The following is a 23,567-nucleotide window of genomic DNA, read 5'->3' on the forward strand; positions in this document are numbered from 1 at the left end:
AAGGGGTTTGCGCCGACACGCAGAAATCCTCGCAGATCGCGTCCTGCTCGGCGTGTCCTGCGGCGACACGCCGGACGGCGCGGTCAGGCGTCCACGGGCGGGACGACGACCGTCCCGCGAGCGCGCGTGGCGACCAGTGGCGGGTCGAGCACCTCGGCGCGTGACTCGCCCAGGTCGCTGCGGCCACGGCAGACCACGCGCACCTCGAAGTCGATCTCGCGGCTGCGGCGTCCGGTGCGCACGACCTTCGCCTCGATCTCGAGGACGTCGCCGGCGCGCACAGGGGCCAGGAACTGCACGTCGGAGTACGACGCGAAGAGGCCCTCGTCGCCGTCGGTGCGGATGCACACCTCGGTGGCGACGTCGCCGAACGCCGCGAGCGAGTACGCGCCGTCGACGAGGTTGCCGGCGTAGTGAGCGTGCGAGTAGGGCACGTAGCGCCGGTGGGTGACGACCAGGCCGGTGTGGTCGGTGGTCATGCGGACTTCCTCTCGCGCAACGGGTTCGTGGGGGGCAGCAGCGCGTGCACGAGGTATGACGCCACCTCACCGGGCGTGGTCCCCTTGCCGAACACTCGGTCGACCCCGAGCTTCTCGGCAGCGCGCTCGTCGAAGCGAGGTCCGCCCGCCACGAGCAGCGGCCGCTTGCCGGTCGGGTACGCCTCGCGGAACGCCGCCGACATCTCGGTGGTGTTGTGCAGGTGAGCGTCCCGCTGGGTCACGACCTGCGAGACCAGGACGGCGTCGGCTCGCTCGGCTCGGGCCCGCTCCACCAGGTCGGGCACGAGCACCTGGGCGCCGAGGTTCACGACCCGGATCTCGGAGTAGTACTCCAGGCCCTTCTCGCCCGCGAAGCCCTTGATGTTGAGGATCGCGTCGATACCGACGGTGTGCGCGTCGGTGCCGATGCAGGCTCCCACGACGACGAGGGGACGGCGCAGCCGCGACTTGATGGCCCCGTTGACCTCCTTGGCCGACAGCAGCGGGTACTCGCGCTCGACCACGTCGACGGCGGACAGGTCGACCAGGTGGTGCACGGAGCCGTAGACCACGAAGAAGGTGAAGCTGGGCCCCATCGCCTTGGCGTGCACCACCATCGCGGGCTCCAGGCCCATCTTGGCGGCGAGCTGCAGCGCGGCGCCCTCCGCCCGCTTGTCGTGCGGCACCGGCAGGGTGAACGACAGCTGCACCATGCCGTCACCGGTGGTGTCGCCGTACGGACGCACGATCCGCTTGCCCGCCGCCGGCTCCCCGTGCCCGTGGTAGGCGCTCATCGCCTCGCTGCTCATCGCGTCGCACCCTCTTCCAACAGGTCGCTCGCCGGGTTGTAGTAGCCGTCCGCGCGCTGCGCCACGCCGTCCAGGCCCTTGCCCGCGTCGGCCGGCCGCTTCATCAGGCCGAACGTGCCGTCGCCGATGGCGTTCAGCATGCCGTCGTCCACGATGCGCTCCAGCAGCTCGACCGCCTCCGACAGCACCTGGCGGGCCCGGGTCTGGATGAAGCCGTCGGTGGGCGGGTGGAAGTCCTCGGTGAGCCCACCGGCGGCGTCCAGGACGTAGCGCACGTTCTGCAGCGCGAGGTCGCGGTCGGACAGGAACGGTGTGACGACGGCCTCGGTCATCATGCCGACGAGCAGGATGCCCTGACCCGTCATCGCGCCGACCAGGTTGAAGAAGCCGTCGAGCAGGTAGCCGCGGAACACGTCGCCCGTCATGTGCTTGGTGGGCGGCATCCACTTCAGTGGTGCGTCGGGGAACAGCGTGCGCGCCAGCAGAGCGTGGGCCAGCTCGAGCCGGAACGACTGCGGCACCTCGGGGTTGATCTCGAAGGCGTGGCCGAGACCCAGCTGCCAGTCCTCGAGCCCCGCCTCCTTGGCGAAGTACTCGTTCATCAGCTGGCTCACCGTGACGGTGTGAGCGGCCTCGACGGCGTCGGCGGTGGTGAGGTAGTTGTCTTCCCCGGTGTTGATGATGATGCCTGCGCGAGCGTGCACCTGACGGCTGAAGCGCTGGTCGACGAACGTGCGCACGGGGTTGATGTCGCGAAAGAGGATCCCGTACATCGAGTCGTTGAGCATCATGTCGAGCCGCTCGAGGCCCGCCAGCGTCGCGATCTCGGGCATGCACAGACCCGACGCGTAGTTGGTGAGCCGCACGTACCGGCCGAGCTCCTTGCCGACGTCGTCGAGCGCCGCGCGCATGAGCCGGAAGTTCTCCTGCGTCGCGTAGGTGCCCGCGTAGCCCTCGCGCGTCGCGCCCTCGGGCACGTAGTCGAGCAGGCTCTGGCCGGTGGACCGGATCACCGCGATGACGTCCGCACCCTCGCGCGCCGCGGCCTGGGCCTGCGGGATGTCCTCGTAGATGTCGCCCGTCGCCACGATGAGGTAGATCCACGGCCGCCGGGGGGCGTCGCCGAGGCGGGTGATGAGGCGGTCGCGTTCAGCGCGGCGCTTGTCGATGGCCCGGATGCCGGCCGAGGCGGCGCGTCGGGATGCCGTGGCCGCCCGGCGGGCGTCGCGGCCCTCGGGCAGCCGGAAGCCGACCCCGCCCGCGCTGGCCTTCTGGGCCAGCGTCAGCAGGTCGGGCGCCTCGGAGCGGGCCAGTGCGTCCCAGACGGGCAGCGAGACGCCGTGCTCGAGACCGACCTGGTCGCGCACCGCGTCGACCAGGTGGTTGACCCACGGCACGCGCTCGGCGTCCGCTCCGGCCAGGCCCGCCAGCCGCAGCATCGCGCGCTCCACCGACACGGTGGTGTGCGTGCGGGCGAGCTTGACGACGGGCGCGCCGGCCTTCTTGGCCAGGCGTCGGGCGGCGCGCACGACCTGCGGGTCGAGTTCGAGGACGGGGTGCGGACGACGAGACACGACGTGAGATTAGCAGCGTCACGGGCGATCCTCCGGCGTCCACAGCCCGTGGCCGGAAGATTCACGGTGAGAGCAGCCTGTGGATGGCGCTGAGGTCTGGGCCGGGATCTCGGCAGACTCGTGTCATGACGTTGACGCCGCCCCCGCCCATCCGCACGCAGGCTGACCTCACAGCGACGTGGGACGTCCTGCTGTCACCGAGCGTCGTTGAGGGACTGAGCCTGTGCGTGGCCTTCTTCGACTCCGGCGGCGGGCGTCCGCCCGCGATGCTCTGCGTCGACGAGGTGCCGGCGTCCCCTGGGCCGGGCGACGGCCCCGGTCTCGCCCGGGCCCTCGCGCGGATCCAGGACGACGTGGGACCGATGCAGGCCGCCGCCGCCATCGTGCGCGGCGGCCGTCGGGACGTCACCGACGCCGACCGGGCGTGGGCGCGCTGCCTGACCGAGGCCGGCGCCTTCACCGATCGCTGGCCGTTGCACCTCGTCACGCCGGCGGGCGCCCGCGTGCTCGCCGTCGACGACGTCATCGGGTGACGCGCGGCGCGTGGTCAGGCCAGCGCGCCTGCGTCGAAGACGACGCGTCCCTCGACGACGGTACGCAGGCACGCCGGCGTCGCGGCGCCCGGCGTGAGGTCCGGCAACCCCTGGGTGCCGGAGCGCGGGTCGGTGCTCCAGGCCTGGATCCGGTCGTCGGGCGCCTGGACCACGAGCTCGCTCGCCGCCCACACGGCGAACGACGCCGGTGCCCCCGGCACCAGCACCCCGCGGTCGTCGAAGCCGGCGGCGCGCCAGGCTCCGCGGGTGTGAGCCAGGAACGCCGCGCGCGCGCTGATCCGCTGGTCGGGGTTGGAGTGGAACGCGCAGGCCCGCACGGCTCCCCACGGGTCGAACGGCGTCACCGGCGCGTCCGAGCCCAGGGCCAGCGGGACGCCGGCCGCGGCCAGGCTCGCGAACGGGTTCATGGCCCGGGCGCGCTCCCCCAGCCGCTCCGCGTACAGGCCGCGCTCGCCGCCCCACCAGGCGTCGAACGCGGGCTGGACGCTCGCGTGCACGCCGAGGCGGGTGAGCATCTCGATCGCGGCGGGATCGGGCATCTCCAGGTGCTCCAGCCGGTGGCGCGCGCCGCGCACCTCGCTCTCGCCGACCTGCTCGGCCGCGGCGACGAAGCCGGCCAGCACGACGTCGAGGCCGCCGTCACCGATCACGTGGAAGCCGGCCTGCAGGCCGGCCCGGGTGCAGGCGGCCACGTGGTCGCGCACCTGCTCCGCCGTGACGTAGGCGTGCCCGGTGGTGTTCGGCGCGTCGGCATAGGGCTCGCGCAGGCGGGCGGTGCGCGACCCGATCGAACCGTCGGCGCACAGGTCGCCCGCGAGTCCGCGCAGCACGCCGGGCCCCAGCGCCAGGCGCGCGACGACCTCGCGAGCCTGCTCTTCGTCAGCGACGAGCTCGCCCCGGTAGGCCAGCACCGACGGCGTGCCGCCGGCCGCGGCCAGCTCCACGAGCGCGCGCAGGTCGTCGTCGCCGCCGATGTGAGGCGCAGACATCTCGTGCAGCGCGCCGATGCCCGCAGCGGCGGCGGCGTCGAGCGCTGCGCGCTGCAGGTCGTGGCGCAGCCCAGGACCCAGCGCAGCCCGGGTGGCGTCCCGGGCGGCATGGTGGGCGTCCCGTTCGACGCGGCCGTCGTCGTTCCACCCGTCGAGGTCGGCGAGCCCGGCCGCCGCGGCCAGGCTGCTCGAGACCACCGCGGAGTGGACGTCGACCCGCGCGAGGTACACCGCTCCGCCGTACGAGGCGCGGTCGAGCTCGGCACGCGTCGGCGGGCGGCCCTCGGGCCACCCTCGCTCGTCCCAGCCGGTGCCGAGGATCGGTCGGCCGCCGCCGCGCCTGGCCGCCTCCTCGACGCGGCGCAGCACCTGCGCGAGCGACACGGCGTCGTGCAGGTCCAGGCCGGTGAGCGCCAGGCCCGTCTCGGTGACGTGCGCGTGCGCGTCGACGAACGCCGGGGTGACCAGCGCTCCGTCCAGGTCGAGCACCTGGTCGACGGTGGGGGCATGACCCGCGGCGGCGTCGTCCGACCCGACCCAGGCGACGGTGTCGCCCACCACGAGCATCGCGGTGGCGAAGGGGTCGGCCGGCGAGTAGACGTCGCCACCGCGGTACAGGACGCTGCGTGTCGCGGGAGTACTCACCCGGGTCAGTCTGCCCTGCCGTGCTCGGCGGCCAGACGGGCCTCGAACAACGAGCGCACGGCACCCTCGCGGCGCAGCAGGTCGAGGGCGTACTGCGCGTGGCCGGGGACGTAGCCGTTGCCGACCAGCATGGTCACGTCGGCGGCGAGCCCCTCGGCCCCCAGCGCGGCCGCGCTGAACGACGTGGCCATCGAGAAGAAGATCACCGTGCCGCCGTCCCGCGTCGCCAGCACGGCGCCGTGCTCGCAGCCGGGCACGTCGACGCACACCACCGTGACGTCGGCCTCGCCGCCCAGCGCGGCACGCACCGCCGAGCTGAGGGCCACCGGGTCCCGCGCGTCGGCGAGGGCTACGTGGTCGGCGATGCCGGCTTCGAGCAACAGCGTGCGCTCGCGCTCGACCGGCACGACGCCCACGGTGGCCCGGGCGCCGTTGTCGCGGGCGGCGGCCAGTGCGAGGGAGCCGGACTTGCCGGCGCCGCCCACCACCGCGACCGTCGGCGCGCTCCCCCGCTCGACGTACTGCCCCACGACGCGGGCGACCAGCGCCGGTGCGCCGCACACGTCCATGACCATGAGGGACAGGGCCGGGTCGAGGTCGTCGGGCAGCTTCGCCGCGATCGACCGGCCGAACAGGACGGCGTGGCCGGCGGCAGGAACCTGCTCGCTCAGCCCGTCCCAACGCTCGAGGCCGTCGGTGATCTGCAGGGGCGTGAGCGAGAGCGACACCAGGGTCGCCACGTGGTCGCCCGGGGCGAGCCCCAGCGGGCTGTCGGGGCCGACCTCGTCGACGGTGCCGATGAGCATGCCCCCCGAGCCGGTCACCGGGTTCTGCATCTTGCCGCGCTCGGCGACGATGGCGAGCACCTCCTCACGCACGCCCGCGCCGTCGACCGTGCCGTCGTCCGCCGTGTGCGCGTTGCGCAGCTGGCGGTAGGAGGCGGCGTCGAGGTTGAGGGTCTCGACCCGCACCCGCACCTCATCGGGCCACAGCTCGGCGCGGGCGTCGAGGCGACGGGCCGCCTGCGGCAGGACACCCGCCGGCTCGAGCACTCGGTGCAGCCCGACCGGTGACCCGGCTCGCTCGTTGGTGACCTCGCTCACGCACGCTCCTTCGCTGGAGGGCCGCTTGACCTCAGAAGTTGCGGCCAAGTGTTCGATTCTCGGGACATCTTCCCGTATCGTGCCAGGCGTGAGCCAGAAGATCGAGCAGCCCTACGCCTACCGCCGCCGCGAGCTCGTCGAGCCCGACTGGACCCGCTTCCCGGGCTGGCGCGACGTCACCGCCGAGCAGTGGGCCAGTGTCCAGTGGCAGCGCGCCAACTGCATCAAGAACGTCCGCCAGCTGCGCGGCCTGATGGGTGACCTGCTCGAGGACCGCTTCTACGACGACCTCGAGCGCGACCAGGCCGAGCGCGCGACCATGTCGATGCTCGTCCCGCCGCAGATGATGAACACGATGGTCCCGGCCACCGGCGTGTTCGACGACGGCGTGCTGCCGAGCGCCGGTGCGGCGTTCACCGACGCCTTCTACGCCGACCCCGTGCGCTGCTACATGCTGCCGGTGTTCAGCGACCGCCGCTCCGACTGGGCGAGCCACCCGTTCGCCACCCGCGACTCGCTGCACGAGCACGACATGTGGGTGGCCGAGGGGCTGACGCACCGCTACCCCACCAAGGTGCTGGCCGAGCTGCTGTCGACCTGCCCCCAGTACTGCGGCCACTGCACGCGCATGGACCTCGTCGGAAACTCCACGCCGGTGGTGCCGAAGCTGAAGTTCGACCTCAAGCCCGCTGACCGCCAGACCGCGATGCTGGAGTACCTGCAGCGCACGTCCTCGGTGCGCGACGTGGTGGTCAGCGGCGGTGACGTCGCGAACATGCCGTGGAAGAACCTCGAGCCGTTCCTGATGCGGCTGCTCGAGATCGACACCATCCGCGACATCCGGCTGGCCACCAAGGCGCTCATGGGCCTGCCGCAGCACTGGCTGGCCGACGACGTCGTCGAAGGTGTCGGCCGCGTGGCTTCGGTCGCTCGCGAGCGGGGCGTCAGCCTCGCGATCCACACCCACGTCAACAACGCCCAGTCGGTGACGCCGGCGGTCGCGGCCGCAGCGCGGGCGATGCTGCAGGCCGGCGTGCGCGACGTCCGCAACCAGGGCGTGCTGATGCGGGGCGTCAACGACTCCTCCGCGCAGCTGCTCGACCTGTGCTTCGCCCTGCAGGACGAAGCAGGCATCACGCCGTACTACTTCTACATGTGCGACATGATCCCGTTCAGTGAGCACTGGCGGATGTCGCTGGCCGAGGCCCAGCACCTGCAGCACGCGATCATGGGCTACCTGCCGGGCTTCGCGACTCCGCGCATCGTGTGCGACGTGCCGTTCGTGGGCAAGCGCTGGGTGCACCAGGTGCACACCTACGACACCGAGCGCGGTATCTCGTACTGGACGAAGAACTACCGCACCTCGATCGAGTCCGACGACGCGGACGCGCTCAGCCGGGAGTACGTCTACTACGACCCGATCTACACGCTGCCCGAGGCCGGCCAGCAGTGGTGGCGCGAGAACGGCGACCACGAGGGTGCTCACGAGGCGGCCGTGGCGCAGGCGATGGCCAGCCGCACCGCCGCGGCGGCGCAGGCCGAGGGCGTGGCCAGCCACGCTGTCCACGCCTGACACCGGGCCTGCGCGCAGATACCCGCCGTTTTCCGGTCAGCGACCCACGTGGGGGCGCTGATCCACCGGATATCGGCGGNNNCGGCGGGTATCTGCGTTCTCGGCTCGGGTCAGACGGCGGGCGGGCGGCCCTCGTAGGGAGTCGACAGCACGACGGTGGTGCGGGTCGAGACGTTGGCCGCCGCCCGGATCCGGGCCAGCAGGTCCTCCAGGTCGGCGGGCGTGGCCACCCGCACCTTGAGGATGTACGACTCCTCCCCTGCCACTGAGTGGCAGGCCTCGATCTCGGCCAAGCCGGCCAGGCGTTCGGGGGCGTCGTCCGGCGCCGAGGGGTCGAGCGGCGTCACCGAGATGAACGCCGTGAGGGTCAGGCCGATGGCATCCGGTGCGATGGTGGCGGTGTAGCCGGTGATCACCCCGCGCTGCTCCAGGCGCCGCACGCGCTGGTGGATCGCGGACGTCGACAGCCCCGTCGTGCGAGCGAGGTCGGTGTAGCTCATCCGCCCGTCGCGCGACAGCAGCCGGACGATCTCGCGGTCAGTGTCCTCCACGCGCTGAGCCTACCGGCCGTCGCCGTGTGGGCTCAGTGCTTGGCCAGGTGTCGGCCGATGACGAGGCGCTGCACCTGGTTGGTGCCCTCGACGATCTGCAGCACCTTGGCCTCGCGGAACCACCGCTCGACCGGGAAGTCCTTGACGTAGCCGGCGCCGCCGAGCACCTGGACGGCGTCGGTGGTCACCTTCATGCAGGTGTCGGTAGCGAACAGCTTGGCCATCGCCGCTTGCACCGAGAAGGCCTGGCCGGCGTCGCGGCGGCGGGCCGCCGCCAGGTAGAGCTCTCGGGCGGCGCTGATCTGGGTCGCCATGTCGGCGAGCATGAACGACAGCCCCTGGAAGTCGATGATGCGCCGGCCGAACTGCTCGCGCTCCTTCGCGTACGCGGTGGCCGCCTCGAACGCCGCCTGGGCGATTCCGACGGCGCAGGCCGCGATGCCGAGGCGACCGGAGTCCAGGGCCGACAGGGCGATGGTGAACCCCTGACCCTCCTCGCCGATGCGTCGTTCGGTGTCGACCCGCGCTGCGTCGAGCAGCACCTGGGCCGTCTGCGACGAGCTGAACCCCATCTTGCGCTCGGGCGGCGCGGCCGAGAGCCCGGGCGTGCCGGCGTCGGCGAGCAGACAGCTGATCCCGCGCGGGCCGTCGTCGGAGGTGCGCACCATGAGGTTGTAGAAGTCGGCGACGCCGCCGTGGGTGATCCAGGCCTTGGTTCCGGTGACCTCGTAGGCCGAGCCGTCGTCGACAGGGACGGCGCGGGTGCGCAGCGCGGCGGCGTCGGACCCGGACGTCGGCTCCGACAGGCAGTAGGCGCCGAGCTGGTCGCCGCTGAGCATGGCGGGCAGCCAGCGCTCGCGCTGGGCGTCGGTGCCGAACTGCGCCAGCGGGTAGCACGACAGCGAGTGCACGCTGACACCCAGGCCGATGGCGCCCCAGGCCGCCGACAGCTCCTCGAGCACCTGCAGGTACACCGTGTACGGCTGGTCGCCGCCGCCCCACTGCTCGGGGTAGGGCAGCGAGAGCAGCCCCGCCTGGCCGAGCTCGGCGAACACCTCGCGCGGGAACTGCGCCTTCTCCTCGAACTCGTCGACGCGCGGGGCGAGACGCTCCGCGCCGAGCTCTCGGACGAGGGCGAGCAGGTCGTGCGCCTCGTCAGTGGGCAGGTCACGCTCGACGGTGGTCACCAGGTCTCCCAGGCAGATAGTTGGACGTCCGACTAATCTACCGCGCCCGTGGGCAGGGCACCGTAGCCTGCACGCGTGACCGACGACGCCATCGCGCCCGAGAAGCTGCTGCTGCTCGACTCCGCCTCGCTGTACTTCCGCGCGTTCTACGGCGTGCCGGACTCGATCACGGCTCCGGACGGCACCCCGGTGAACGCGGTGCGCGGGTTCCTCGACATGGTGGCCACCCTCGTGACCAACCTGCAGCCGACGCGACTCGTGGCGTGCTGGGACGACGACTGGAGGCCGGCGTTCCGCGTCCAGGCCATCGCCTCGTACAAGGCGCACCGCATGGCCCGGCCGGGCCGTGACGGCGGCGTCGACGTCGAGGAGACCCCGCAGGGACTCCTCCCGCAGGTTCCGGTGATCGTCGACGTCCTCGCGGCACTGGGCGTCGCGCGCGTCGGGCACCCCGGCTTCGAGGCCGACGACGTCATCGGCACGCTCGCCGAGCGCGCCGTCCGGAAGGGGACGCCGGTGGACGTCGTCACCGGCGACCGCGACCTGTTCCAGCTCGTCGACGACGCCCGCCGGCTGCGCGTCCTCTACACGGCGAAGGGAGGCGTGCGGAACCTCGACGTCGTCGACGAGGCACGCCTGCACGAGCGCTACGGCATCCGCACCGGGCGCCAGTACGCCGGCATGGCCGTGCTGCGCGGCGACCCGAGCGACGGGCTGCCGGGCGTCGCGGGGATCGGCGAGAAGACCGCAGCCGCCATCATGAACCGTGCCGGCGACGTCGAGGGCCTGCTGCGCGCGCTGGAGGACGACGACGCCGACGTGCTCGGCAACAAGCGCCTGAAGCTTCTCGAGGCGCGCGACTACCTCGCCGTGGCCCCCACGGTGGTCGACGTCGTGCGCGACATCCCCCTCGCCGACGTCGACGACCGCTTGCCGAGGGCGCCAGCCGACCCCGAGCGGCTCCTCGACCTGGCACGGCGCTGGGGGCTCTCGAGCAGTGTCGAGCGGGTGCTGCAGGCCATCGGCTGGACCGGCGACTGACCCGGTCGCCGACGCCCCGGCTCAGTCCGGCAGCGAGTGCGCGACGACGCCGCGCAGGACGCCATCCGAGGCCTGCCGGGCCGCTCGGCGGCCAGCGGCGTCGTCCCACGCGTTCTGCACCTGCCCGAGCAGGTCGACGAGCTGCTTGCAGCGGCGGACGAAGTCACCCGCAGCCAGGTCGCTGTCGCGCAGCACGACGTCGAGGCTCTGGCCCCTCGCCCAGCGCTGAATCGCCGAGGCCAGGGCGGCGTCCGGCTCGCGCAGCGTCGACAGGCGGTGGTCGCTCTCTACCTGCTCGAGCTGCGACCACTCGCGCCAGGTTCGCTCGAGCGCGGCGGCCACGGCACCCCCTGGTGGCGGGGGTTGCAGGGCGTCCTCGCGCCGTGACTCGTGCACCAGCGTGCTCAGCACCGCGGCCAGGCCAGGCCCGTCCAGACCCGTCCAGGCTCCGCGGCGCAGGCACTGAGCGGCCAGCAGGTCCTGCTCGGTGTACAGCCGGCGCAGCCGCTCGCCGTCGGGCGTCACGCGGGAGCGCTCGTCGAGGTAGCCCAGCTGCGAGAGCACGCCGCACACCCGGTCGAACGTCTTGGCCACCGAGCTGGTGCGGCTCTCGATCCGCCGCAGCAGGTTGTCGGTCTCGCGGCGCAGCCGGCTCCAGCGCTCACCCCAGCGGGCGTGGTCCTCGCGCTGCGGGCAGGCGTGGCACGGATGCGCCCGCATGCGGCGCCGCAGCTCGACCAGCTGGGCGTCCTCGCCCGCGTGGTCGCTGCCGCCCTTGCCGCGTCGCGTCGAGGGCGGCTCGTGGGGCACCGCGGCGCGCAGAGTGGACGCGAGATCACGCCGAGACTGCGGGCTGCGGGGGTTGAAGTCGCGCGGCAACCGCACCTGCGTCACGTGGTCGACCGGCCCGCTGAGGTCGGCCAGGGTGAGCCGGCGGATCTGGCGGTCCTGGCCGAGCACGTGCGGTTTCGGGCCGTCCAGCCCCACCGCGCGGTCGGGCTCCACGACGACGACGTAGCCGGCGCGCCGCCCGGTGGGAACGCGCAGCACGTCACCCACACGCACCCGTTCCAGGCTCTGGGCGGTCTCGGCCCGGCGACCGCTCTGCCGCTGGCGGGCCAGCTGCGTCTCACGCTCCTTGATGGCGGCGCGCAGCCCGGCGTACTCGCGGAAGTCGCCGAGGTGGCAGGTCATCGCCTCGGCGTAGCCGTCCAGCGCCTCCTCCTGCGTGCGCACCTGGCGCGCGAGGCCCACGACGGCACGGTCGGCCTGGAACTGCGCGAACGACGTCTCGAGCACCTCGCGCGCGCGCTCACGCCCCACCTGCGCCACGAGGTTGACGGCCATGTTGTACGTCGGCCGGAAGCTCGAGCGCAGCGGGTAGGTGCGCGTGGAGGCCAGGCCCGCGACCGCGCGTGGGTCGAGGCCGTGGTGCCAGAGCACGACGGCGTGGCCCTCGACGTCGATGCCTCGACGTCCAGCGCGTCCGGTGAGCTGGGTGAACTCCCCCGGCGTGATGTCGACGTGCGCCTCGCCGTTCCACTTCACCAGCCGCTCAAGCACCACGGTGCGAGCGGGCATGTTGATGCCGAGGGCCAGGGTCTCGGTGGCGAACACGCACCGCACCAGGCCCGCGGCGAACAGCTGCTCGACGACCTCCTTGAAGCTCGGGAGCAGGCCGGCGTGGTGGGCGGCCACGCCGCGCGTGAGGCCGTCGAGCCAGTCCCAGTAGCCGAGCACGTCGAGGTCGCCGGAGCTGATGTCACCCGTGTGCGCCTCGGCGAAGGCGCGGATGCGCTCGCCCTCCTCGGCCGTGGTGAGCCGCACCCCGGCGTCCAGGCACTGCTTCACCGCGGCGTCGCACCCAGCGCGGCTGAAGATGAACGTGATCGCGGGCAGCAGGCCGGCGCGCTCGAGCTGCTCGACCACCTCGGGTCGACGCGGCACGCCGTGGGTCGGGCCGCGACCACGTCCCTGGTGCCGTTGCCCCGACCGGCCTCGCCCGCCCCGCCCGCGCGGGTCTGCCCGCTCGAACCGCTGCTCGTTCCGGGCGATCTCGAGCAGGTCGGGGTTGACCTTCGTCTCCCCCGCACCGGCGTCGACGAACAGGTCGTGCAGGCGGTGACCCACCAGCACGTGCTGGTAGAGCGGCACGGGGCGGTGCTCCTCGACGACCACCTCGGTGTCGCCGCGCACGGTGTCGAGCCAGGCGCCGAACTCCTCGGCGTTGCTCACCGTCGCCGACAGCGAGACGAGTCGCACCTCGTCGGGCAGGTGGATGATCACCTCTTCCCACACCGGGCCACGGAACCGGTCGGCGAGGTAGTGCACCTCGTCCATCACGACGTAGCCGAGGCCGCGCAGCGTGGGCGACCCGGCGTACAGCATGTTGCGCAGCACCTCGGTGGTCATCACCACCACGTCGGCCTCGCCGTTCACGGTGGTGTCGCCCGTCAGGAGCCCGACGCGTTCGGCGCCGTGCACCGCCACCAGCTCGCTGTACTTCTGGTTCGACAGCGCCTTGATGGGCGTGGTGTAGAAGGCCTTCAGGCCGGCGGCGAGCGCCAGGTGGATCGCGAACTCGCCCACCACGGTCTTGCCGGCGCCAGTTGGAGCCGCGACGAGCACACCACGCCCAGCCTCGAGCGCCTGGCACGCCCGCACCTGGAAGTCGTCGAGCTCGAACTCCAGCCCCTCACGGAACCGGCCGAGCTCGGTGCGTTGCTCGGCCTGTCGGCGTCGCGCAGCCGCGTACTGCTCGGCGGGTGTGGGCACCCGCCCAGGCTACGGCGCGGGCGGACCGCCTGCGCGCGCGGCGCCCCCTGACGCCGCGGGCACGAGCACCCCCAGGCTCGCCGGCATCACCTCGAGCTCGATGGGCAGCGGTCCGAAGCGCTCGCCGTCCGCGTAGGCGACGATGCCGTGCGTCTGCAGGCGCACGTGCCGGGCGCGCCGGATCGTGACCTTCGGGTGAGTGGTGTGACTGCCGCTGAACACCTTGGGGAACACCGTCAGCAGCCGCGGCACCGACATCGGGCCGACCACCAGGACGTCGAGCAAGCCGTCGTCGTACGACGCGTCCGGCGTGATGAGCATGCCTCCGCCGTAGCGGGTGCCGTTGCCCACCGAGACCATCATGGCCTGGGTCTCCCAGCGCTCGCCGTCGAGCTCGATGACGTAGTCGAGGGGCTTGAACACCGGCAGCTCGCGGGCGATCGCGAGGTTGTAGCGCATCTTGCCGCGCGGCCAGGCCCACCGGTTGGCGCGCTCGTTGACCACCGCGTCGAAGCCACCGCACATGACCCCGGCGAACCAGCGCGGCCCCTCGCCCGACCAGTCCACCCGTCGCACAGCATCGATACGGCGCACCTCGCCGGTGGTGATGACGTCAACGGAGGCGGCAATGTCGTGCACGGGCAGTCCGAGCGAGGCCGCGATGTCGTTGCCGGTGCCGGCGGCCACGATCCCCAGCGGCGTGTCGGAGCCGGCGCAGGCGTTCACGCCGATGTTGACCATGCCGTCGCCGCCGACGACCACCAGGGCGTCGATCCCGGCCTCGACCGCCGAGGTCGCCCGGTCGGCCGCCTCGGCTGCGCTCTCGCTCGTCACGTCGAGCACGTCGAAACCTCGGGCCGCGAGCAGCTCCGCGGTGCGCACGCCGAGGGCACGAGCCCGACCCTTGCCTGCGGACGGGTTCACGGCCAGGGCCATGCGGCGGACGCCGGGCGCGAGAGTGCTCACGGGGACGAACGCTAGCGGCTGACCGGACGTCGGTCAGGCACCGGTGCTCACAGCTCGCTGGCCTCGTCGTCGGCCAGCGAGCCGTAGTCGGGCTCGGACGACGACTGCGCGCGACGCTTGTCGAGCAGCAGGCAGATACCGATCGCGATGGCGAACAGCAGGCACATCGAGCCGGCGAGCAGCAGCATCGACGTGACCTCGGGCGTCGGTGTGGCCACCGCGGCGAACAGGAAGCACACGAAGACGGTGATGCGCCACTGCCGCACCATGGTGCGGCCGGACAGCAGGTGCGCCATGTTGAGCGCCACGAGCACCACCGGGATCACGAACGCCACACCGAACGCGAGCACGATCCGGGTGACGAACGAGAAGTACAGGTTGGCGGTGATGAAGTTCGATCCGCCCTCAGGGACGAAGGAGTTCAAGAACTCCAGTGCCTTCGGCAGCACGAACCAGGCCAGCGTGCCGCCGCCGAGGAACAGCGGAAGCGCCGCGCCGACGAAGCCGTAGGAGTAGCGCCGCTCCTTGCGGGTCAGGCCGGGGGTGATGAAGGCCCAGAACTGGTACAGCCAGACCGGCGACGCCAGCACGATCCCGACGATCACCGCCACCTGCAGCCGCTGGTTGAACGCCGAGAACGGATCGGCGTAGTTGATCGTCGTGGGTACGCCGTTGCGCGCCGCGCTGTCGGTGATCGGCTTCAGCAGCGCCGTGTACACCGGCTGGGAGACGAACCACCCGGCGATTCCGCCGATGACGATGGCGATGGCGCTGCGCACGAGACGGGTGCGCAGCTCGCGCAGGTGCTCGCGCAGCGACATGCGCCCCTCGGGGTCGCGCCCTCGGGCGCGTGGCACAGCGCTCTCCCGCGTGCTCATGGCCGGGCTGCGAACCTCGGCTCAGGCGCGCGAGTCGCGGTGCTGCTGAGCGTCGCGCGGCTCGCCCGTCGAGCTCGGGGCGTCGACGACGCGGCCCTCGACCGGAGGGGTCGGACGCTGAGCGGCGCGGTCGTCGTCCTCGTCGTGCATCTGCTTGATCTCCGACTTGAAGATCCGCATGGAACGCCCGAGGCCACGGGCGGCTTCAGGCAGCCGCTTACCGCCGAACAGGATCGCGACGAGCGCAAGCAGGATCACGATGAACAGCGGGTGCTCGAACAGGTTCCTCATGGCGTGCCTTCCGGTAGGCGAGACCTCGTCAGTCTACGCGTCGAAACCGGGGACGAGAGGCGCCTCGCCCGGAATCTCGCGGTGCTTCAGGCACGGTGGAGGGGTCGCTCAGCACCGAGTGCGCCGGCTCGTAGTGCTCGAGCACCGGTGCGAGGGCGTCGGAGACCTGTTCGGCGCTGTGCCCCAGCTCGCGGCCGAGCGCGATGCCTCGGCGCACGAGGTGCCACCCGAGCAGGGCCACGACCGCCAGCGCACCGAGGAGCAGCAGCACCCACACGAGGATCCACCACCACATGGCGCCTACCCTACGGGTGCGCTGCCTGCGGCGTCAGGGCGGCGGGCGGTGGTCCGGGGTCAGTGCGCGACGCGCGTGCCGGGACGCAGCACGGTGAGTGCGGCGACCGGGTTGTCGGCCTGCTCGAGCCAGAGCGCGAAGTCCAGCACGTCGTCGTAGCCGATCGCCGGACCCTCGTGGGCCTCCAGCGCCTCGGCGGGGACGGTCCAGCGCTCGGCGCGGACGCCACCGGTGCGCAGCAGGCTCACGACCTCGGTGCCGGCGGGCTTGCGCACCTCGTCGTTGCACTGGTCGCAGGTGAACGAGTAGTACGACCAGTCGGGCACGGTGCACACGACCAACCGCACCTGGGCGGCCGTGAGCTCCACGTCCCCGCAGGTCGGGCAGGACGCCTTGATCGTCGCCATCCTCACCGCCTCCTTCGACGGGAACGGGGACCTCTCGGATCCCGGTGGTGTCCCCCGAGCGGTTCGTGACCTCGGGGGTGTGTGTTCTCCACCTGGATCGGCAGCGGGTGTCGAGAACTTAACTGCCAGAGGCGTCCTGGCCTCAGACGTAGGCCCGCAGCGCCTCGCGCGCGGTGTTGCGCACCTCGTCGGCGAGCTCGCGGGGGTCGACGACCCGGCCGGACCCACCGAGGCGCAGCACGAGCTGGCGCAGCCACGCCAGGTCGCCGGTGCGCACCGTCACCCGCAGCCCCCCGTCGGCGGTGTCGACGACCTCCTCCACCGGGTAGTAGTCGACCACCCACCGAGCCGACGGGCGCAGGTCGAGCGTCACGACGTGGTCGTCCGGTCCCGGCGCGAAGAGGCCGGAGTCGAGGTCACGGCTGCGCGCTGACGGCGGCGGGGTGCCGTCGACGTCCAGCACCTCGACGCCGACGACGCGGTCGAGCCGGAAGAGCCGCACCCCCTCAGCGCGATGACACCAGCCCTCGAGGTACCAGCGGGCGTCGACGTGCAGCACGCGCATGGGGTCGACGTCGCGTTCGGTCGTCTCGTCGCGGTGCGGCACGAGGTACTCCAGGTGCATCCGGCGATGGCGTCGGACGGCGTCCTCGCACGCCTCGAGCACGGCCGGCTCGACGCTGCGGTCGAGGTCGATGCGGACGGCGCCCGCGGGCTCCCCGGCCGACCCCGCGGCAGCCTCGAGCTTGGCCAACGCGCGGCTGACGGCATCGCGGTCGCCGAGTCCGGGCACGCTCATCAGCGTGCGTAGCCCGACGATCAGGGCGAGCGCCTCGTCGACGCCGAGTCGCAGCGGGCGGGCGATCGCATCAGCGTTGCGCAGGTAGACGTAGCCACCCTCCCAGTCGGCCTCGATGAGGTCATCCGGCAGGTGCCCGGGCAGGCCGCACACGAAGAGCAGCTCGAGGTCCTTGACCAGCTGGCGCTCGGAGACGCCGAACTCCGTGGCGGCCTGCGCCAGCGGCACGCCCTGGTGCGACAGCAACCACGGCACCATCGCCAGCAGCCTCGACAGCCGCTCGGTGGCCGACTCGCTCATCGCGCCACCGCCTGCTCCCCCACGACAGCGCGCAGCCGCCGCACCACGGAGTCGCGCAGGTCGGCCGGCGCGACGGCGACGACGGCCGGCCCGAGGCCGACGAGCTCCTCGGCGAGCATCTCCTCGTCGGTGTAGTGCACCACGAGCTCGTCCCACTCGTCGTCCACGCGGGTGACCGCGCCGGAGCGGCGGCGCAGCGACTGGGCGGCGTCACGGCGCGCGCGCACGGTCGCGGTGCGCGCGGGAGCCTCCCTCACGGTGTCACCGACCATGACCCTCGGCTCGTGCCCGGCAGGGACGTCGTAGGACCCGGCCGGCCCGATCGGCTCGACGTCACCCTCGACCCGGCTGAGCCGGTACACCCGGCCCGCGCCGCGGTCTCGGTCGTGCCCCGTGAGGTACCACCTGCCGGAGCGGCTCGTGATGCCCCACGGCTCGACGCTGCGCTGAGCCACCTCGCCGGTGCGGGCCGTGCGGTAGGTGAAGCGCACCGGGACGCGGTCGCGCACGGCCGCCCACAGTGCGTCGAAGGCGGGTTCGGCGGTGCGCACGCGGGGCTCCAGCCCGATCAGCGACCCGTCGTCCTGCGGCGCACCCAGCGCGGTGAGCTTGGTCAGCGCGCGCGTCGCCGGGCCGGCGAGACTGGCTCGTTGCCACACCCGCGAAGCCAACCCCAGCACCGCGAGCTCGTCGGGCTCGAACGTGATCTGCGGCAGCGCGTAGGCGTCACGGTCGATCCGGTAGCCGATCTCGTCCTCGAAGAGCGGGTCCTCGGAGGTCGTGACGAGAGGGATGCCCAGCTCGCGCAGCTCGTCCTTGTCGCGCTCGAACATCCGCTCGAACGCCTCGGTGGAGTTGTTGTCGGCGTACTGCGGCACGGCCTGGCGGATCTGGGACTTGGTGAGCGGACGGCGCGTGCTCAACAGGCAGATCACCAGGTTGAGCAGCCGCTCGGTCTTGACGCTGGACATGGTCTCCTCCCCACCCGCGGACGCTACCGGACGTGGGCCCGGCGGCTAGCCTCGGCACGTGACCGACCCGCCGAGCCACCAGTCCGCAGACGTGCCCCTCCCGGCGTCCATGGTGAGGTGGCGAGCCGGCCGCGTCGAGCGAGTTGTGCGCCGCTGGTCGGGCTGCGTCGAGCTCGACGTCGCCCTCGACCGACCCATCGGCGACCGGTCGGAGGTGCGCGCGCTGGCCTACCCGGCGCTGGTGGGCGACCCAGCGGACGGCGACCGCGTCCTGCTCACCACGGGGGCGCTCGAGCGAGGTCTGGGCACCGGGGGCTACGCCGTCGTGGCCGCCTTGCCCGAGCGACTGCCCGAGCCGGCCGGACCGGCGTCCGCGGGCGGCCACCTGGTGAAGGCCCGCTACACGCCACTGCAGGCCATGGTGCTCGGCGCCGACGAGCAGGACTCCCCGCATCACGAGCTGCTGCGCGACGCCGACGACCTGGCGGGGCTGCCGGTGGTGGTGGCCGACCTGCACTCGGCGTTGCCTGCGGTCGTCGCGGGGGTGCGCTCAGTGTGTCCGGACGCTCGGGTGGCCTACGTGATGACCGATGGCGGCGCGCTGCCCGCGTGGTTCTCGCGCACGATCGACGGGCTGCGCGAGGCGTCGTGGCTGGTCGGGTGCGTCACCGTGGGGCAGGCGTTCGGCGGTGACCTCGAGGCGGTCACCGTGCACACGGGCCTGCTGGCGGCGCGACTGGTGCTGCAGGCGGACGTCGTGGTGGTGGCGCAGGGCCCGGGCAACCTGGGCACCGGCACGCGGTGGGGGTTCTCGGGAGTCGCTGCCGGCGAGGCGGTCAACGCGGCGGCGGTGCTGGGTGGGCGTCCGGTGGCCTCGCTGCGGGTGTCGCAGGCCGACGCGCGCGAGCGGCACCGCGGCGTCTCTCACCACAGCCTCACGGCTTACGGTCGGGTCGCGCTGGCTCCGGCCGACGTCGTCGTCCCGCGCCTGCCGGGTGACTTCGGCGACCTGGTGAGCCGGCAGGCCGCCGTCCTGGCTGCGCCCGCCGGACGTCACCGGTTGGTCGAGGTGGCCACCGACGGACTGCTCGACGTGCTGCGCGCGACGCCGGTGCGCCTGTCGACGATGGGGCGGGGACTCGACGAGGACGCTGCGTCTTTCGTGGCGGCGGCCGCGGCCGGCGTCCACGCCGCCCACCTGCTCCCCTGACCCCGGCCGCCCCTCCCCGTTGATCACGTTAAGACGGCGACACGCCGCTTGCCGAGGGTTGCAACCCTCGGCAAGCGGCGTGTCACCCACAGAACGTGATCAACTTCCGCGGGGTGGGCGTGGGGCGGGTGGGGCGGGTGGGGCGAGAGGAGACGGGGTGCGTCAGCTGACGTCGACGAGGTCGACGACGAAGATCAGCGTCTCGCCGCCCTTGATCGCGCCGCCCGCGCCGCGGTCGCCGTAACCCAGGTGCGGTGGGATCGTGATCTTGCGGCGGCCGCCGACCCGCATGCCCTGCAGGCCCTGGTCCCAGCCGGAGATGACCTGGCCGACCCCGAGCCGGAAGCGCAGCGGCTCGCCGCGGTTCCACGAGGCGTCGAACTCCTCGCCGGTCGAGTGCGCGACGCCGACGTAGTGCGCCAGCACCGTGCTCCCGGCTACCGCCTCGGCGCCGTCACCGACGACCTGGTCCTCGATCACCAGCTCGGACGGCGGGGTGTCGCCGGGGAAGTCGATCTCGGGCTTGGTGCGGTCGAACGCCATGCTTCCTCCTGGGTCGTCGGGTGTGCGCGGCTGGTGGATCAGTACGCGTCGAGGATGTCGACGACGAAGACCAGCGTGTCGGTGCCCTTGATGCCGGCCTGGGCGTTGCCGCTCTTGCCGTAGCCGTCGGCTGGCGGGATCACGAGCAGCACGCGGCTGCCGACGGTCTGGCCGACCAGGCCCTTGTCGAAGCCGGGAATGAGCTGGCCGGCGCCGACCGGGCGCTCGAGGAGCTGGCCCGACTGGTACGAGGAGTCGAAGATCTTGCCGCTGCCGTAGATCTCGCCGATGTAGGAGGCGGAGATGGTCTGCCCCGCCTTCACCTGCGGTCCCTTGCCCTTGATGAGCGGCTGCACGACCGTCTTCTTCGGCGCCGGCGTCGACGGCATCGTGATCGTCGGAGCCTGGTCGCCGTTGTCCTTCACCACCGGCAAGCCCGCCGGGGGCGTCACCGGGTCACCCGTCGCCTTCTTCAGCGGCGTCGTCGCGGACTTCACGTCGAGGACGAAGATGAGGGCGTCGTCCTTGCCGAAGCCGAGCTCGGTGTTGCCCTGCGCCCCGAACCCGTCGCGCGGTGCGATACCAGCCAGGACGCGCGAGCCGACCTTCTGTCCGATGAGGCTCGTGGCCAGACCCGGCATGAGTCGGTTGGGGTCGGCCACGAAGTTGGCCGGCTGGCGGCCGAACGAGGTGTCGGCCTCCTTGCCGTTCTTGGCGTTGACCAGCAGGTAGTCGACGGTGACGCGCTGGCCCGTCTTCACCTGCGGCCCGTCACCCTGCTTCACCACGACCGTGCCGGTGCGGGCCAGCACCGTGGGCGTGCGTTCGAGCTTCACGGTCGGCTTCTTGCCGAAGTCACCGGTGACGGTGACCGTCTTGAGAGCAGCCGGCGCGGCCTCGGCCTTGGTCGACGCGGGCTTCGGGTCGGCGCTGGCGCAGCCGGCGAGGAGCAGGGCCGGGACGGCGAGAGCAGCCGCGAGGCGGGGAAGAGCTGAACGCACGGGAGACGACCTTCGGTTCGAAAGCAGGACGGGTCACCCTAACCCGGCGACCTGGGAGCAGCCTGACTGCCCGGCGGTCACATGCTGGCGATCAAGCGCTCGACCCGCTCGTCGGTGCTGGCGAAGGGGTCCTTGCACAGCACCGTGCGCTGGGCCTGGTCGTTGAGCTTGAGGTGCACCCAGTCGACCGTGAAGTCACGGCGCATCTCCTGCGCGCGGCGCACGAAGTCACCGCGCAGCTTCGCGCGCGTCGTCTGCGGGGGCACCGACTTGGCCTCGAAGATCTCGACGTCGCCCGCGACGCGCTCGATCCGACCAGCGCGCTCGAGCAGGTAGTACAGCCCGCGCCGGCGATGGATGTCGTGGTAGGCGAGATCGAGCTGGGCCACGCGCGGGCTGGACAGGTCGAGGCCGTGCTTGGCCCGGTAGCGCTCGATGAGGCGGTACTTGATCACCCAGTCGATCTCGCGGTCGACGAGCGACAGGTCGCCGGTGTCGACGGCGGTCAGCGTGCGCCGCCAGACGTCCAGCACCGCCTTGTGCGCCGGTGCGGTGGCGCCGCGGCGGTCGACGAAGTCCAGCGCGCGCTCGAGGTACTCGGTCTGGATCTCCAGCGCCGACAGCTCGCGCCCGTTGGCCAGCCGGACCTTCTTGCGGCCCGTCATGTCGTGGCTGATCTCGCGGATGGCCCGGATGGGGTTCTCGAGGGTCAGGTCGCGCATGACGACGCCCGCCTCGATCATCTGCAGCACGAGGTCGGCGGACCCCAGCTTGAGCAGCGTCGTGACCTCGCTCATGTTGGAGTCACCGACGATCACGTGCAGCCGGCGGTGGTGCTCGGCGTCCGCGTGGGGCTCGTCGCGGGTGTTGATGATCGGGCGCGAGCGGGTGGTGGCGCTCGACACGCCCTCCCAGATGTGGTCGGCCCGCTGGCTCACGCAGTAGAGCGCGCCACGCGGCGTCTGCAGCACCTTGCCGGCGCCGCAGATGATCTGGCGGCTCACGAGGAACGGGATCAGCACGTCGGAGAGCCGTTGGAAGTCTCCGTGACGCGACACCAGGTAGTTCTCGTGGCATCCGTAGGAGTTGCCGGCCGAGTCGGTGTTGTTCTTGAACAGGTAGACCTCGCCGGCGATGCCCTCGTCCTTCAGCCGGTGCTGCGCGTCGGCCACGAGGCCCTCGAGGATCCGCTCCCCCGCCTTGTCGTGCACCACGGCCTGGCGCAGGTCGTCGCACTCGGGCGTGGCGTACTCGGGGTGCGAGCCGACGTCGAGGTACAACCGGGCGCCGTTGCGCAGGAACACGTTGCTCGAGCGACCCCATGACACGACCCGGCGGAACAGGTAACGGGCCACCTCGTCTGGACTCAGGCGGCGCTGTCCCTCGAACGAGCAGGTGACGCCGTACTCGTTCTCGATGCCGAAGATCCGCCGGTCCATGTGGCTCCTGCCTGGTGACTGCGCGATGCCGTGCTCTCACCCTACGTCGGTGAGCCGTCCGGCGCGGGGAGGCCCGCGACGACCACCTGGTCGTGCGCTCTCGGCGAACGGCGTGCGCTGCGGGCGAACCGGTGATGACAGCGGCCGTCGGCGCCTGCTCTGCTGAGCGCCATGACGACGATGCTGGTGCTCGGGGGGACGGCGTGGCTCGGGCGTGAGGTCGCGCGCGAGGCGATCGGGGCAGGGTACGACGTCACCTGCCTGGCCCGTGGTGAGTCCGGGTCGGTGCCCGACGGTGCCCGCCTGGTGGCGGCGGACCGCACGCAGGCGGACGGCTACGCAGCCGTGTCCGGGCGCGACTGGGACGCCGTCGTGGACGTCGCCCGCCAGCCGGGGCAGGTGCGCTCGGCCCTCGCCGCATTGGGCGAACGAGCGGGGCACTGGACCTTCGTGTCGTCGTGCTCGGTGTACGCCGACCACGGCACGCCGGAGGCCGACGAGTCCGCCCCGCTGCTGCCGGCACTGGATGCGACCGAGGGCACCGCGGAGCAGTACGGCGAGGCGAAGGTGGCCTGCGAGCTGGCGTGCCTGGAGGCGCTGCCCGACCGGCTGCTGGTGGCGCGCGCGGGTCTCATCGCGGGGCCGGGCGACCGCAGCGACCGGTTCGGCTACTGGCCGGCCCGCTTCGCGCTGGCCGCCGAGGGCGACCCAGCGTGGCCGTCGACCGTGCTGGTGCCCGACACGCCGCACTTCGCCACGCAGACCATCGACGTGCGTGACCTGGCGGCGTGGCTCGTGCGCTCGGCGACAGCCCGCAGCACCGGCGTGTTCAACGTCGTGGGCGCCGACGAACCCCTGGGCACCGTGCTCGAGGCGGCGGCCCGGGTGGCCGGCTACGACGGCGCGGTCGAAGCGGTCGACTCGCAGTGGCTGCACGAGCAGGACGTCGAGGACTGGATGGGTCCGCGGTCGCTGCCCTTGTGGATCGCCGACCCGGCGTGGGCCGGGTTCGGCGCCCGCGACGGCAGTGCCGCACGCGCCGCCGGGCTGACCTACCGTCCTCTCGACGACCTCGTGGCCGGCGCGCTGGCGTGGGAGCGCGAGCTCGGCCTGCACCGCCATCGGTCGGCGGGGCTCACGGCGGCCCAGGAGCGGGCGCTGCTCACCGCGTGGGCCGCCCGCTGACC

At 72.4% G+C, this 23,567-nt stretch carries 23 protein-coding genes; 5 read left to right on the top strand and 18 right to left on the bottom strand.

Annotated features, from left to right (window positions below; genetic code table 11):
- Positions 1 to 83: 83 nt before the first annotated feature.
- Genes ASD06_RS05575 through ASD06_RS05585 form a run of 3 tightly spaced genes read right to left on the bottom strand, consistent with a single transcriptional unit; the run spans position 84 to position 2,862 of the window.
- Positions 84 to 479 carry a hotdog domain-containing protein gene (locus ASD06_RS05575; RefSeq protein ID WP_056674405.1) on the bottom strand — a complete coding sequence of 132 codons (396 nt, stop codon included), beginning with the start codon at positions 477 to 479 and terminating at the stop codon, positions 84 to 86.
- Positions 476 to 1,288 carry an OAM dimerization domain-containing protein gene (locus ASD06_RS05580; RefSeq protein ID WP_200941903.1) on the bottom strand — a complete coding sequence of 271 codons (813 nt, stop codon included), beginning with the start codon at positions 1,286 to 1,288 and terminating at the stop codon, positions 476 to 478. The genes ASD06_RS05575 and ASD06_RS05580 overlap by 4 nt, the downstream gene beginning before the upstream one ends.
- Positions 1,285 to 2,862, bottom strand: coding sequence for a lysine 5,6-aminomutase subunit alpha (locus ASD06_RS05585; RefSeq protein WP_056674408.1), 1,578 nt, complete (start codon positions 2,860 to 2,862; stop codon positions 1,285 to 1,287). The genes ASD06_RS05580 and ASD06_RS05585 overlap by 4 nt, the downstream gene beginning before the upstream one ends.
- Positions 2,863 to 2,987: 125 nt before the next feature.
- Between ASD06_RS05585 and ASD06_RS05590 the strand changes: the two genes are divergently transcribed.
- Positions 2,988 to 3,395, top strand: coding sequence for a hypothetical protein (locus ASD06_RS05590; protein ID WP_056674410.1), 408 nt, complete (start codon positions 2,988 to 2,990; stop codon positions 3,393 to 3,395).
- Positions 3,396 to 3,409: 14 nt separating this feature from the next.
- On the opposite strand, the gene ASD06_RS05595 is transcribed toward ASD06_RS05590, so the two are convergent.
- Positions 3,410 to 5,050: an amidohydrolase gene (locus ASD06_RS05595; RefSeq protein WP_235502231.1), complete on the bottom strand. Its 1,641-nt coding sequence runs from the start codon at positions 5,048 to 5,050 to the stop codon at positions 3,410 to 3,412.
- Between the two features lie 5 nt (positions 5,051 to 5,055).
- Entirely contained in the window at positions 5,056 to 6,153 is a 1,098-nt protein-coding gene (locus tag ASD06_RS05600; protein WP_056674413.1) for a hypothetical protein, read from the bottom strand.
- Positions 6,154 to 6,241: 88 nt separating this feature from the next.
- Between ASD06_RS05600 and ASD06_RS05605 the strand changes: the two genes are divergently transcribed.
- Positions 6,242 to 7,726 carry a KamA family radical SAM protein gene (locus tag ASD06_RS05605; RefSeq protein ID WP_056674416.1) on the top strand — a complete coding sequence of 495 codons (1,485 nt, stop codon included), beginning with the start codon at positions 6,242 to 6,244 and terminating at the stop codon, positions 7,724 to 7,726.
- Positions 7,727 to 7,836: 110 nt separating this feature from the next.
- Here the strand turns inward: ASD06_RS05605 and ASD06_RS05610 are convergent, their stop codons facing one another.
- Together ASD06_RS05610 and ASD06_RS05615 are read right to left on the bottom strand one after the other, a co-directional pair.
- Positions 7,837 to 8,277, bottom strand: coding sequence for an Lrp/AsnC family transcriptional regulator (locus tag ASD06_RS05610; protein ID WP_056674419.1), 441 nt, complete (start codon positions 8,275 to 8,277; stop codon positions 7,837 to 7,839).
- 32 nt (positions 8,278 to 8,309) lie between these two features.
- Positions 8,310 to 9,464 carry an acyl-CoA dehydrogenase family protein gene (locus ASD06_RS05615; protein ID WP_157371542.1) on the bottom strand — a complete coding sequence of 385 codons (1,155 nt, stop codon included), beginning with the start codon at positions 9,462 to 9,464 and terminating at the stop codon, positions 8,310 to 8,312.
- Between the two features lie 75 nt (positions 9,465 to 9,539).
- Between ASD06_RS05615 and ASD06_RS05620 the strand changes: the two genes are divergently transcribed.
- Complete coding sequence (locus tag ASD06_RS05620) at positions 9,540 to 10,505, top strand: 5'-3' exonuclease (RefSeq protein WP_235502232.1); 966 nt, start codon at positions 9,540 to 9,542, stop codon at positions 10,503 to 10,505.
- Positions 10,506 to 10,526: 21 nt separating this feature from the next.
- Here ASD06_RS05620 and ASD06_RS05625 read toward each other — a convergent pair whose 3' ends face one another.
- From ASD06_RS05625 to ASD06_RS05660, 8 genes are all read right to left on the bottom strand, one after another.
- Positions 10,527 to 13,280 carry an RNA helicase gene (locus tag ASD06_RS05625; protein ID WP_056674421.1) on the bottom strand — a complete coding sequence of 918 codons (2,754 nt, stop codon included), beginning with the start codon at positions 13,278 to 13,280 and terminating at the stop codon, positions 10,527 to 10,529.
- 9 nt (positions 13,281 to 13,289) lie between these two features.
- Positions 13,290 to 14,246 carry a diacylglycerol kinase family protein gene (locus ASD06_RS05630; RefSeq protein WP_200941904.1) on the bottom strand — a complete coding sequence of 319 codons (957 nt, stop codon included), beginning with the start codon at positions 14,244 to 14,246 and terminating at the stop codon, positions 13,290 to 13,292.
- A gap of 47 nt (positions 14,247 to 14,293) precedes the next feature.
- Positions 14,294 to 15,103, bottom strand: coding sequence for a twin-arginine translocase subunit TatC (tatC, locus tag ASD06_RS05635; RefSeq protein WP_235502233.1), 810 nt, complete (start codon positions 15,101 to 15,103; stop codon positions 14,294 to 14,296).
- A 42-nt stretch (positions 15,104 to 15,145) separates the two neighbouring features.
- Complete coding sequence (gene tatA / locus ASD06_RS05640; protein ID WP_056674429.1) at positions 15,146 to 15,415, bottom strand: Sec-independent protein translocase subunit TatA; 270 nt, start codon at positions 15,413 to 15,415, stop codon at positions 15,146 to 15,148.
- Between the two features lie 28 nt (positions 15,416 to 15,443).
- Positions 15,444 to 15,710 carry a hypothetical protein gene (locus tag ASD06_RS05645; RefSeq protein WP_056674432.1) on the bottom strand — a complete coding sequence of 89 codons (267 nt, stop codon included), beginning with the start codon at positions 15,708 to 15,710 and terminating at the stop codon, positions 15,444 to 15,446.
- 59 nt (positions 15,711 to 15,769) lie between these two features.
- Positions 15,770 to 16,117, bottom strand: a complete 348-nt coding sequence (locus ASD06_RS05650) for a hypothetical protein (protein WP_056674434.1) — start codon at positions 16,115 to 16,117, stop codon at positions 15,770 to 15,772.
- A 142-nt stretch (positions 16,118 to 16,259) separates the two neighbouring features.
- Positions 16,260 to 17,216 carry a YafY family protein gene (locus tag ASD06_RS05655; protein ID WP_056674437.1) on the bottom strand — a complete coding sequence of 319 codons (957 nt, stop codon included), beginning with the start codon at positions 17,214 to 17,216 and terminating at the stop codon, positions 16,260 to 16,262.
- Positions 17,213 to 18,187 carry a YafY family protein gene (locus ASD06_RS05660; protein WP_056674439.1) on the bottom strand — a complete coding sequence of 325 codons (975 nt, stop codon included), beginning with the start codon at positions 18,185 to 18,187 and terminating at the stop codon, positions 17,213 to 17,215. Before ASD06_RS05660 ends, ASD06_RS05655 begins: the two co-directional genes overlap by 4 nt.
- Positions 18,188 to 18,296: 109 nt before the next feature.
- Here ASD06_RS05660 and ASD06_RS05665 point away from each other — a divergent pair, with 109 nt between their 5' ends.
- Positions 18,297 to 19,397, top strand: a complete 1,101-nt coding sequence (locus ASD06_RS05665) for a DUF3866 family protein (protein ID WP_082537802.1) — start codon at positions 18,297 to 18,299, stop codon at positions 19,395 to 19,397.
- 162 nt (positions 19,398 to 19,559) lie between these two features.
- On the opposite strand, the gene ASD06_RS05670 is transcribed toward ASD06_RS05665, so the two are convergent.
- The 3 genes from ASD06_RS05670 to pafA form a co-directional block, all read right to left on the bottom strand.
- Positions 19,560 to 19,940 (bottom strand): FKBP-type peptidyl-prolyl cis-trans isomerase, encoded by a 381-nt coding sequence (locus ASD06_RS05670; protein ID WP_056674446.1) that lies wholly within the window; start codon positions 19,938 to 19,940, stop codon positions 19,560 to 19,562.
- Between the two features lie 38 nt (positions 19,941 to 19,978).
- Positions 19,979 to 20,941, bottom strand: a complete 963-nt coding sequence (locus ASD06_RS05675) for an FKBP-type peptidyl-prolyl cis-trans isomerase (protein WP_056674449.1) — start codon at positions 20,939 to 20,941, stop codon at positions 19,979 to 19,981.
- A 77-nt stretch (positions 20,942 to 21,018) separates the two neighbouring features.
- Positions 21,019 to 22,380: a Pup--protein ligase gene (pafA, locus tag ASD06_RS05680; protein ID WP_056674453.1), complete on the bottom strand. Its 1,362-nt coding sequence runs from the start codon at positions 22,378 to 22,380 to the stop codon at positions 21,019 to 21,021.
- Between the two features lie 171 nt (positions 22,381 to 22,551).
- Here pafA and ASD06_RS05685 point away from each other — a divergent pair, with 171 nt between their 5' ends.
- Positions 22,552 to 23,565, top strand: coding sequence for an NAD-dependent epimerase/dehydratase family protein (locus tag ASD06_RS05685; RefSeq protein WP_200941906.1), 1,014 nt, complete (start codon positions 22,552 to 22,554; stop codon positions 23,563 to 23,565).
- Positions 23,566 to 23,567: the final 2 nt, after the last annotated feature.

The organism is Angustibacter sp. Root456, from assembly GCF_001426435.1.
Lineage (GTDB): Bacteria > Actinomycetota > Actinomycetes > Actinomycetales > Angustibacteraceae > Angustibacter.